The sequence below is a fragment of the Flavobacterium sp. MMLR14_040 genome (genome assembly GCF_033657265.1).
Classification (GTDB): Bacteria; Bacteroidota; Bacteroidia; order Flavobacteriales; family Flavobacteriaceae; genus Flavobacterium.
This window is the reverse complement of record NZ_JAWVWO010000015.1, coordinates 96,871-107,719: the sequence shown is the minus strand read 5'-3', so window position 1 is coordinate 107,719 and position 10,849 is coordinate 96,871. Positions and strand designations below refer to the sequence as shown.

General features: G+C 31.0%; 8 protein-coding genes and 1 pseudogene. 3 read left to right on the top strand and 6 right to left on the bottom strand.

The genetic code is table 11. The features are described 5' to 3' along the window. From SD960_RS17890 to SD960_RS17880, 3 genes and pseudogenes are all read right to left on the bottom strand, one after another. A pseudogene (locus tag SD960_RS17890) lies at positions 1-243 on the bottom strand (DDE transposase); the annotation flags it as partial. A 146-nt stretch (positions 244-389) separates the two neighbouring features. Beyond that, positions 390-800: a response regulator gene (locus SD960_RS17885; protein ID WP_318805119.1), complete on the bottom strand. Its 411-nt coding sequence runs from the start codon at positions 798-800 to the stop codon at positions 390-392. A 5-nt stretch (positions 801-805) separates the two neighbouring features. After that, complete coding sequence (locus SD960_RS17880; RefSeq protein WP_318805118.1) at positions 806-2,518, bottom strand: PAS domain-containing sensor histidine kinase; 1,713 nt, start codon at positions 2,516-2,518, stop codon at positions 806-808. A gap of 167 nt (positions 2,519-2,685) precedes the next feature. On the opposite strand from SD960_RS17880, the gene typA reads away from it, so the two are divergent. Further along, on the top strand, positions 2,686-4,482 hold the full coding sequence (typA, locus tag SD960_RS17875) for a translational GTPase TypA (protein ID WP_318805117.1): 1,797 nt from the start codon (positions 2,686-2,688) through the stop codon (positions 4,480-4,482). A gap of 89 nt (positions 4,483-4,571) precedes the next feature. Here typA and SD960_RS17870 read toward each other — a convergent pair whose 3' ends face one another. Genes SD960_RS17870 through SD960_RS17860 form a run of 3 tightly spaced genes read right to left on the bottom strand, consistent with a single transcriptional unit; the run spans position 4,572 to position 8,673 of the window. Further along, positions 4,572-6,908 (bottom strand): choice-of-anchor L domain-containing protein, encoded by a 2,337-nt coding sequence (locus SD960_RS17870; protein ID WP_318805116.1) that lies wholly within the window; start codon positions 6,906-6,908, stop codon positions 4,572-4,574. A gap of 13 nt (positions 6,909-6,921) precedes the next feature. Then, the gene (locus tag SD960_RS17865) at positions 6,922-7,758 is read right to left on the bottom strand and encodes an ABC transporter permease (RefSeq protein WP_318805115.1); all 837 of its coding nucleotides are present in this window, start codon (positions 7,756-7,758) and stop codon (positions 6,922-6,924) included. Between the two features lie 3 nt (positions 7,759-7,761). Further along, entirely contained in the window at positions 7,762-8,673 is a 912-nt protein-coding gene (locus SD960_RS17860) for an ABC transporter ATP-binding protein (protein ID WP_318805114.1), read from the bottom strand. Between the two features lie 107 nt (positions 8,674-8,780). On the opposite strand from SD960_RS17860, the gene SD960_RS17855 reads away from it, so the two are divergent. Further along, positions 8,781-9,833, top strand: coding sequence for a hypothetical protein (locus SD960_RS17855; RefSeq protein ID WP_318805113.1), 1,053 nt, complete (start codon positions 8,781-8,783; stop codon positions 9,831-9,833). A gap of 104 nt (positions 9,834-9,937) precedes the next feature. After that, positions 9,938-10,798 carry a hypothetical protein gene (locus SD960_RS17850; protein ID WP_318805112.1) on the top strand — a complete coding sequence of 287 codons (861 nt, stop codon included), beginning with the start codon at positions 9,938-9,940 and terminating at the stop codon, positions 10,796-10,798. Positions 10,799-10,849: the final 51 nt, after the last annotated feature.

The following is a 10,849-nucleotide window of genomic DNA, read 5'->3' as shown; positions in this document are numbered from 1 at the left end:
TCTTCTGCGAGTAATGTGAAGATATACCTGATGACCACGAATAGGAAAATCCTGAACCGTTATTTCTTCAAAGAATCCCTTTGAGCTTAATTTAGAGTCTCTGTATTCTTTGGGAATTGAATTAATCTCTTTTAAATACAAATGAAGTATATCATCTCCCTTCTTATAAGAAGTAAGTTCAAAGTAATCAACTATTATCTCAGGCAACAATAACTTAAGGATATCGATAAAAGAATCTTGCATTGCTATTTATTTTTAAAATACAAATATCAAGATTATAATATTTCCCCACAACAATATGTGTTGATCCATTTCTATTTCTAATAAAAAAAACCAGATTCAAATACTTCTACAGAAATATTTGAATCTGGTTTTTCGATTGTATGTTTTTAAAGTTCCATTTTCTTTTTTAAATATTCTAACATAGGCTTTGTAATTGGTTTTGAAAGAAAATCTATTATTATAGGATATTTTTTTGCTTTGGCCAGATCGTGCGGATCAATTGTGGATGATAATACTATAACTTTTGCGGTATTAAATTCAGAATAAGCCTTAGAGGTAAAATGGTCTAAAAATTCCCAACCACCCATTACAGGCATATTTAAGTCTAAAAAGATTAATTCCGGTTTTTTGCTTATTTTGTTTTTGTTGTTATATTTTAATGTATTGAAATGATGTAATGCCTCTTCGCCATTTGGAGCTGTAATGATTTCTTTAGAAAAAGAAGATTTCGCAATCACTTTTTTGCATAGCATTAGTGTGATAGGGTCGTCATCAATACATAAAATTTGCTCAAGCATAATAATTAATTTTTAAATGTTATTGTAAAAGTAGTTCCTTTGTTAACTTCACTTTCTATACTAATAGTGCCTCCCATAGTCTCTACTTGAGATTTTACAAGGTATAATCCTAATCCTTTACTATCTGGGTAATTGTGAAATCTTTGATATAATCCAAAAATTTTATCGCGATTTCTTTCAATATCAATTCCAATTCCATTATCCTTAAAGGTTAGAATGGCTTGATGATCTATTTGTTCAGCAGTTATAGATATTTTTAGTTTCCTGTTTTCTGATTTATATTTTATAGAATTGGTGAGTAAATTAAGTAAAATACTTTCAATATAAGCTTTGTTTGTGTTTAATAATGGCACTCTGTCAAACTTAAGTTTGATTATTGGCTTGTGTAATTCGATTTGAAATGATAGTTGGCTAAATACGTTTTCGAATACTTCTTTTAGAGAGACTTCTTCTTTTTGCATTGAAGGATTGTCTTTAATAATAATAACCTTTACTAAATCATTAATGGTCTCATTTAATAAGTGAGTTGACTTGCTAAAACCGGCTAATATTTCTTTTAATTCCGTGTTTTCTATCGGAATATCTTCGGTAAGATTTAAAAGTCCAATTAAATTAGACAAAGGCGCGCGCAGGTTATGTGATGTGATGTATGAAAATTGTTTTAAATCTTTATTATTTTGTGTTAATTCGCGAATAAGATGTTCTTTTTCTGTTTCTAGTTTTTTCTCATCTGTAATATTTCGTTGAATCGAAATCCAATGTGAAATTACTCCTTCATTATTAAAAATTGGAATCATAGAAAAACGCACCCAGTATTCTTCTTTATGTTTGGTGTAGCTTATAGTTTCTATTAAGCATTCTTCTTCATTTTTAATAGCTCGCAAAAGTTTTTTTAATTCATCCGAATCTGAATTTGGTCCTTTATTGAAAATATTAGTTGATTTTCCAATTATTTCATTTGAATGATAGCCTGACATTTGTAAAAATGCAGGATTTACATAAACAATTTTAGGTATTTTTCCGTTTATAGAGTTCGCTTCTGTAATTAAAATCGAATCTTTCGATTGTGTGATTACAGTTTCGAGAAGCTTCAATCGTTGTTCTTCTTCTTTTTGTTTAGTAATATCCTGGATTGCTCCGATCATTCTAATAGCTCTTCCATTTTCGTCTTTAAGTAAAAAGCCCCGGTCTAAAACATATTTATAGGTTCCGTCTGAGCATCTAAAGCGATATTGATCCTGCCATTTTTCGGTTTTTTGCTCTATAAAGGAATATAGTTTTATAGACATTCTGATACTGTCTTCGGGATGAATTTTGTCAAACCACCATTTTGAAGTTTTACCAACCTCTTCTTGTTTGTATCCAAAAACGCTCTCAATTCCTTTGTTCCAGTTAATGCGGTCTTCCTGTATTTTCCAATCCCAAATAGTATCGCTGGTAGCTTTTGCTACAATATCATATTTTTCATTTGATTCTTTGATTTCTTCGTTTGTCTGTTTTAATTTTTCGAAAATTGAGACATTTTTGCTTTCGTTTTTTGAAAGTATGTATTTGAAAACAAGACCAGTAATTAAAATGAAGATGATGTCTTTTATAATGAAAAAATAAAAGTTTTCTTTAGAGGAGATAAAACTAGTGAGTAATTTATGACAGATTATAGTCACAAATAACGAAATCATAATATAGATTAGAGTAATTTGGATAGTTTTACTTTTCATTACTCAAATATAATTAAATTAACCATAATTAAGCAAAAATTAGATTTCATTTTGACCTTAAAATTAACATTGAGAGTTGAACTAATTACTTGGAGATACGCAAACTATCAAAGAAACGTTTTTTATATCAAAATAAAGTGTACCTTTGCACCCATTAAAAATCTCAGATGGAATCTATTAGAAATATTGCAATTATTGCCCACGTCGATCACGGTAAAACCACTTTGGTTGATAAAATTATGTATCACTGTCAATTATTTCGTGACAACGAAAATACAGGTGATTTAATTCTTGATAATAACGATTTAGAGCGTGAGAGAGGTATTACTATTACTTCTAAAAACGTATCAGTTCAATACAAAGGAACTAAAATCAACATTATTGACACTCCAGGTCACGCGGATTTTGGAGGTGAAGTAGAACGTGTATTGAACATGGCCGATGGTGTATGTTTGCTAGTTGATGCTTTTGAGGGTCCAATGCCACAAACTCGTTTCGTATTACAAAAAGCGATTGACTTAGGTCTTAAGCCATGCGTAGTTATCAACAAAGTTGATAAAGAAAACTGTACTCCTGAAGAAGTTCATGAAAAAGTTTTTGACTTAATGTTTGAATTAGGTGCTTCTGAAGAGCAATTAGACTTCCCAACTGTTTATGGTTCTGCTAAAAACAACTGGATGTCTGACGATTGGAAAAACCAAACTGACAACATTGAGCCTTTATTAGACATGGTAATCAAAAATGTACCAGCTCCTAAAGTATCAGAAGGAACTCCTCAAATGTTGATTACTTCTTTAGATTTCTCTGCATTTACAGGTCGTATCGCTATTGGTCGTCTTGAAAGAGGAATTTTGAATGAAGGTATGCCAATTTCTTTGGTAAAAAGAGACGGTAAAGTTATAAAATCACGTATTAAAGAATTACATACTTTTGAAGGTTTAGGCCGTAAAAAAGTACAACAAGTAATTGCTGGAGATATCTGTGCTATTATTGGAGTTGAAGGTTTTGAAATTGGAGATACTATCGCCGATGCTGAAAATCCTGAAGCTTTACAAACTATCGCAATTGATGAGCCAACAATGAGTATGTTGTTTACAATTAACGATTCACCTTTCTTTGGTAAAGAAGGTAAATTTGTAACTTCTCGTCATATTAGAGAAAGATTAACAAAAGAATTGGAGAAAAACTTAGCTATGAAGTTAGGTGAAACTGATTCTGCTGATAAATTCATGGTTTTTGGCCGTGGAGTACTTCACTTATCTGTTCTTATCGAAACAATGAGAAGAGAAGGATATGAGTTGCAAATTGGTCAGCCACAAGTTATCATCAAAGAAATTGATGGTAAAAAATGTGAGCCAATTGAAGAATTGACAATCGACTTACCGGAAAACCTTTCAGGTAGAGCAGTTGAATTCGTTACAATGCGTAAAGGAGAAATGCTTTCTATGGAAACTAAAGGGGAACGTATGATTGTAAAATTTAATATTCCATCTCGTGGAATTATTGGATTACGTAATCAATTACTTACTGCAACAGCTGGTGAGGCTATTATGGCACACCGTTTTATTGGATATGAGCCTTACAAAGGAGAAATTGCAGGACGTAACAAAGGTTCGTTGATTTCTATGGAGAAAGGAAAAGCTATTCCTTATTCTATCGATAAATTGCAAGATCGTGGTAAGTTTTTTGTTGAACCAAATGCTGAAATTTACGAAGGTCAGGTAATTGGAGAAAACTCTCGTGCTGATGATATGTGTGTAAACGTAACAAAAGAGAAAAAACAATCTAACGTTCGTTCTTCTGGAAATGATGAAAAAGCAAGAATCATCCCGCCAATTATTTTCTCTCTTGAAGAAGCTTTAGAGTACATTCAAAAAGATGAATATGTAGAGGTAACTCCAAAATCTATTCGTTTGAGAAAAATCTATTTGACAGAAACTGATAGAAAAAGATATAAAATCTAAGGTTTTAAATTTCAATATAAAAATCCCAAATTCCGTAAGGAGTTTGGGATTTTTTATTTTATGACATTGAAATTTGGAATTTTGTACCGTTATCTTTTTAAACTAAAATGACCTTTAACAATTTTACCATCTACAAAAGTTAGATTAAACCAATAGTCATCTGACGGTAATAATTGTCCGTTAAAGATTCCATTCCAACCACTGCTGTTTCGGTTCATTTGTTTTAGTAATTTACCATAACGATCAAAAATAAAGAGCGTGTAATTAGGTAGTTGATCTAAGTTCTTAATAAACCACAAATCATTATATCCATCTTCGTTTGGAGTAAAAAATCTAGGGTAGTCCAAAACATATATAAGATAAGAGTTTGATAAACCGCAGCCATTTAGATCTCTGGCAATAGCATTATAAATTCCAGGAGTAACATTGTTAAATAATGGATCTTTTTGAAAAACAATTCCGTCTAATGAAAACTCATAGTTTCCAACTCCTGTATATTCCAGTAAAACTGAATTTTCATTGGCAGAAAAATCTTTTATTACTGCACCTGTTATAGTTGCTGGTTCTGATAAAATTATTTTGAATTTTTTAGTTTTCTCACAACCATTTGCGTCTTTTACAGTAACTGAATAATCTCCGGCTGCATTTACAGTTATTGTATTTGTTGTATTTCCTGTATTCCACAAATAACTTGAGAATCCTGTAGCAACTGTCAGATCAATTTCATCTCCTTTACATAAATATTTAGATTCATCTTCAAAATTTGGCGGATCAAAAGTGTTTACAACAAGTGTAATCGGAGCTATATCATAGCAATCCGGTCCGTTAACAATTCTCGCATAGATTGTTTGTGTAAAAGCTGTTGTGTTTTTAAAGATATTGGCTAAAGGATTTGTTTCTGTTACTGCAGTATTTGTATCTAAATAATATTGAACAGTTAATCCAGCTGGTAACCCTGAAATAATTTGAGGAGTAACTTCTGCACTTAGATCAAATTGATAAAAACCGTCTTGTATTTCATCTCCATCACATGTAGCTACCGGGTTTTGACTTGCAATAGTTGTATTTGAAATTTGTAATGTTATTTCGGCTATTTTATAACAACCGTACTTGTTTTCTAGTCTTGCAAAAATAATTTGAGAGGCTGATTTATTCGTGTATTTTTCAGGCGTTAAAATTGGATTTATTTTAGCTTGTGCATTAGCTAATGATTCATAATATCCACTGTTTAGAATTTCCGAATCATTATTTTTTATGATATTATTTACTTTCGTTAAATTGAAAATTGAAATTCCATCTGTATTATCATCACATTGTATTAAGGTAGTATTTGTCGAAAGGATTTGCTGAGCATAATCAATTTTTATTTCTCCGGATAATACACATGTCGTGCCTATTACAGTAGCTTCAACCTTATAAGTTCCGGCTTCTGCAACTTCAAAAGTTGAATTTGTGCCTAAAATTGTAGCAGGATTATCTTTTTTATACCATTTAAATGTATGATCAGTAGCGGAAAGTTTGCTGTCTAAAAGAATTTTTTCTCCAAAACAAGCGGGATTATTGGTTGCAATTGTGCGATCTTCTCCAAAATCAATTTTTGAAATAAAACTTCCAGCTTCTAAGAACACAGCTGAATCATAATATTGGTTCTTATCATCTGCAATAATGAGTTTTATGTGATATTTTCTTCCTGCAATTACAGTAGTCTGCGCATTCATGACAACAGTTTGTCCAGCATAATTTACAGGACTCGAATCACTATTTAATCCATTAAAATAAATTTCGTTTTTAGCTGCGCAGCCGTCATATTTGTCCCCATTAATGGCAACACTAGGTTCAATTTTTGGATGAACATTTGTTGACGAAACCGGTGTATTTGTATTAGGAAGTACAGCCAGATTTTTATAAGGATCGGTTGTTCCGACTTCTTTAATTAAAAATGCAAAGCCATCAGAATAAACACATGGATAAAAAGATTGATATTCATTTGATGCAAAAATATAATTGAAACTTAAAAAGTTTGTTAATGGTACAAAATCAAATTCTAATGCAGTAGCATTTATAGAGCTAATTCCTAAAGTTTGATCTAAGTCTGAATCACCTAGCCATTTTGTATTTCCCTCACCTAAATCACTTTTATAAGGACCAATTGCGTTTGTACTTTTAGAAGTTGCTAAAACTATACCTTCAGTAAAAGGAAAACTGGTTGAACCGGCATTAAAATAAGCAAAACTTTTTTGACCGGGACTAAAATCATCTCCTTTTCCTGATGTATTTGTAATAGTAACACATGAACTGTTTACTAAAATATTTTCAACAAGCTGCTGGGGTGTTTTTTGATCATCAATACTTATAAATTGTGCATTTACCTTTACAGATAGACAACTTAGAAATAAAACAAACAAAGCAATTTTAAAATAATTCATAGTAGCAAATATACTATAAATCTCTATTTTTTAGTATTCTGTAAGAAAAATAAACAAACAAATATGTCCAGATCAAAACAATCAGAATTGAAAGATAATGAACGTCATAATCCTTAGTATTTTCAACGCCAATTTGGTTTCCAATCGTTTTTATTACTGATAATCTTGTGAATGGTTCAACAATTAAATTAGACATTGCTTCTAAAGGTAAAAATTGCATGATATAATCACCAGTCTTACTATTTGGAAAAACCTGAAAAACTAAAAGCCCTTTTATAATTGATTCTACAAAAAGCCATACTAAAAGAAAACCTAATGCAAACGCAGATCGTTTTACGAAGATTCCTAAAAACAAACAAAAAGAAAAGAATCCGGTAAGTTTAACGAAAAAGGCCAAAAGGTAGTCCAAATCCATAAAAATAACGTCAAATTCTGTGTAAGATGAAAAGCTAAATCCTAAAATTAGACTCATTACAAAAACAAAAATTGTAGAACATAATGCAAAAAGTACAACTGTCAGGAATTTAGACAAAATGAATTCTTTTTTACTTAAACCATCAATTAGGTTTTGTTTTAAAGTACCATAACTGTACTCATTCGCCATCATTGAAACAATTACGATCGCCAGAAAAAGCTTTAGCCACGCAGCAATATAAGTGTTAAAATGCCAGATGAAGGGGAAGTTGAAAATTCCCATTTCTGCCACATGAATTTTAACAACTCCAAAGTCGAATTTTATCGAAGCAATTAAGGCAATAAAAGAAAGTAAAATAAAATACGTTAAAGTAAGGACACGACTGGCTTTGTTTTTCCAGATTTTTTGTAATTCTATAGATATAAGTCGGTTCATGGTTTAGTTGTTTTTGATGGTGGCATTTTTGGTTAATTCTAAAAATTGTGCTTCTAAACTATTTTTACGTTTTACCAAATGGCTTAAAGTAAGGTTTTTAGAAAACAAAAACTGATTCAGTTCTGATGCTGATAAATCTGATTTTAAATAAACCAATAATTTTCCATCTTCTTCAGTAATTCTGTCTATTGCTGGATGCTGCTGCAAAACAGTTTTTAAAAGTACATTATCATCTGCCATAACTTCAAAAAAGCCTTCATTTGCAGACATCCCATCTACTGAACCAGAGTATAAAATTTCACCTTTTCTTAAAACAATAACATGAGAACACACTTTTTCGACTTCATCCAACAAATGTGAAGCCAATAAAATTGTTGTTCCCTGCGATGCAATTTTTTTTATAATATCTCTAATCTGGTGAATTCCCTGCGGATCTAATCCGTTTGTTGGTTCATCCAAAATTAAAATTTCAGGATCATTTAAAAGTGCTGAAGCAATGGCCAAACGTTGTTTCATTCCTAAAGAAAAAGTACTGAATTTGCTGTTTTTTCTTTCTGATAAACCTACTAAATCCAGTTTTTCGATTATTTTAGAATAGTCAATACTTTTTATTTTACAGACTAACTTCAGGTTTTCTTCGGCAGTCATGTAAGGATAAAAGTTTGGTCTTTCGATAATTGCACCAACTTTTTTTAAAGCTTCATGCGTTTGAATGTTGCCGTTGAACCAACGATAATCGCCTGAGGTTTTGTTTACAACATTCAGTACAATTCCCAGCGTGGTTGATTTTCCACTTCCGTTGGGGCCTAAAATGCCATATACACGGCCTTTTTGAATTTCAAAAGATACATTTTTTAAGGCCTGAATACGCCCGTATCGTTTGTGAAGATTTTCAATAGTAAGTATGGTTTCCAAATTTATTTCGGTTTTAGTTTTTAGTATGACGATTCAACTTGTATATTGTTACGCTAAATTTATTTATATCATGCTATTGATGTAAATTTGTATTAAAGATATTCAAAATGAGCGAACCTTTAATGGTTTTAAAAAAACCATCTTATCCTTTAACGCAATCTCTTTTAAGTTATTTAGAACGATACGAACGAATTTCAAAAGTATCAGTGTTCTATGATGATTTATTGCGGTTTGCCGGTTCTGTAAATGTTTATGATAAGAATGAAACCGATACGCTCTGGATTCGTGTATATTACAGTGAATTTGAAAGAAGTGAAATCGACCTTAATCTAAAAAAAATCTACTCACTCCTGCATTCTGATGGAAATAGCGAGATTATCCAGTTTTTAAATATTGATGCAATTGATTATTGTACTTTCGGAAACTCGAAACCTTTTCGCATAAAAGTTAGAAATATTCTGAATGATAATTACGTTCATTTTTATATCAAAAAAGCAGATGCTTCAAGGATTTATGGTTTAGAATTGGAAGATATTCTTTCTCCAGATAAAATAAATTTTTTAGTTTTTAAAGACACTCTAATCGAGGAGCATATTATCGGAATTCCCGGAGATGTTTTCATGGATACTTTACTGGATAATTGTACCGAAATGGAGAAATCTCAAATTGCAAAAGAGTTTGTAAAATTCAACGAACGTTGTATGATTCGGCTTTTAGGCGATATGCGAGCATATAATTATGTAATTGTGCCAATTCACGATTTTGATCAGGTAGTTTATAAAATTCGCCCAATTGACTTTGATCAGCAATGTTATGAGGGAAATTTTAAAATTTATCGTCCACAATTTTTTAAGGAAAATTATCCGATGATAAAGCTCATCAAAGAAAAATTAGAAGAACGTTCTATTATTCAGTATAAAGATGAGGAAAGAGCAATTTTGGCGAAACGTATTCACTCTGCCGAAAACAGAATTAAAAAACTATTGAATATAATGTGTCATGACACCATTTCGACAGAAGAACATCTCAATCAACTAAAAATGGAATTGTACCGTTATACAAATGATATGAAATTCAAAAATGCAAAATCAATGGGACATATTATGTTTGCAGCTTTTGAGTTTATTACGCGTAATTTTAAAAATACTAATTTGATTTAAAGGTTCTTAAACCATATAAGTCATATAAGTTCATTTAAAAACAGAACTTAAATATCTTATATGACTTATATGGTTAAAAATCGTAGCAATAATAAATATATATTATGAAAAAGTTTTTTTTACTTGGAATTTCCATTGCTTTATTGGCTTGTCAGCAACAATCAAATAATGATTTAAAGGAACTTTATTCACTTCCTAAAAAGTTAAAAGAAGTTTCCGGGATTACCTATTTTCCTAAAAACAATTTGATTTATACATTAGAAGACAGTGGGAATAAAAATGCCATTTATGCTTTAAATTCAGACGGAAAATTAGCCAAAACAATAACAATTACAAATGCCACAAATGTAGATTGGGAAGATATTACCAAAGATAAAAACGATAATATTTATATTGGTGATTTTGGAAATAACGACAACGAACGTAAAGATTTATGTATTTATAAAGTTGCTAAAAATGAGCTGGATAAAGATATGGCTGTAGCCGAATATAAAGTTTCATTTTCGTATCCGGAACAAACAGAGTTTCCTCCAAAGAAAAAAGAAATGTTTTATGATGTTGAAGGTTTTTTTGAACATGGAAATTATTTTTACCTTTTCACAAAAAACCGAAGTAAAAACTTTGACGGAACAGTTTTTATCTACAAAATCCTAAACGCAGCCGGAACTCAAAAAGCAACAAAAATTGGAGAATTTAAAACCTGCGATAACTATAATCATTGCGTTTTAACAAGTGCAACGATCAGTCCGGATGGGAAGAAAGTTGTAGTATTAAGTCATGATAAAATAGTTTTGTTTAAAGATTTCAAAGGAGATTTATTCCACAAAGGCACTCAGACAGAAATCAAACTAAATCACTTTTCCCAAAAAGAAGCTATAGTTTTTAAAGATAACAGCACGCTGCTTATCGCCGACGAAAAAACAAACAAAGTAGGAGGGAACGTCTACGAGTTCAAGCTTAAATAAGTTGCTAAGATACTAAGGTTCTAAGTCACTAAGATTCTGAGATATTAAGAG

What these genes read in the sequence shown, in the direction of transcription:
- SD960_RS17880 (WP_318805118.1), bottom strand. Translation starts at nt 2,518, where the DNA reads ATGAAAAGTAAAACTATCCAAATTACTCTAATCTATATTATGATTTCG.
- SD960_RS17885 (WP_318805119.1), bottom strand. Translation starts at nt 800, where the DNA reads ATGCTTGAGCAAATTTTATGTATTGATGACGACCCTATCACACTAATG.
- SD960_RS17865 (WP_318805115.1), bottom strand. Translation starts at nt 7,758, where the DNA reads ATGAACCGACTTATATCTATAGAATTACAAAAAATCTGGAAAAACAAA.
- typA (WP_318805117.1), top strand. Translation starts at nt 2,686, where the DNA reads ATGGAATCTATTAGAAATATTGCAATTATTGCCCACGTCGATCACGGT.
- SD960_RS17870 (WP_318805116.1), bottom strand. Translation starts at nt 6,908, where the DNA reads ATGAATTATTTTAAAATTGCTTTGTTTGTTTTATTTCTAAGTTGTCTA.
- SD960_RS17855 (WP_318805113.1), top strand. Translation starts at nt 8,781, where the DNA reads ATGAGCGAACCTTTAATGGTTTTAAAAAAACCATCTTATCCTTTAACG.
- SD960_RS17850 (WP_318805112.1), top strand. Translation starts at nt 9,938, where the DNA reads ATGAAAAAGTTTTTTTTACTTGGAATTTCCATTGCTTTATTGGCTTGT.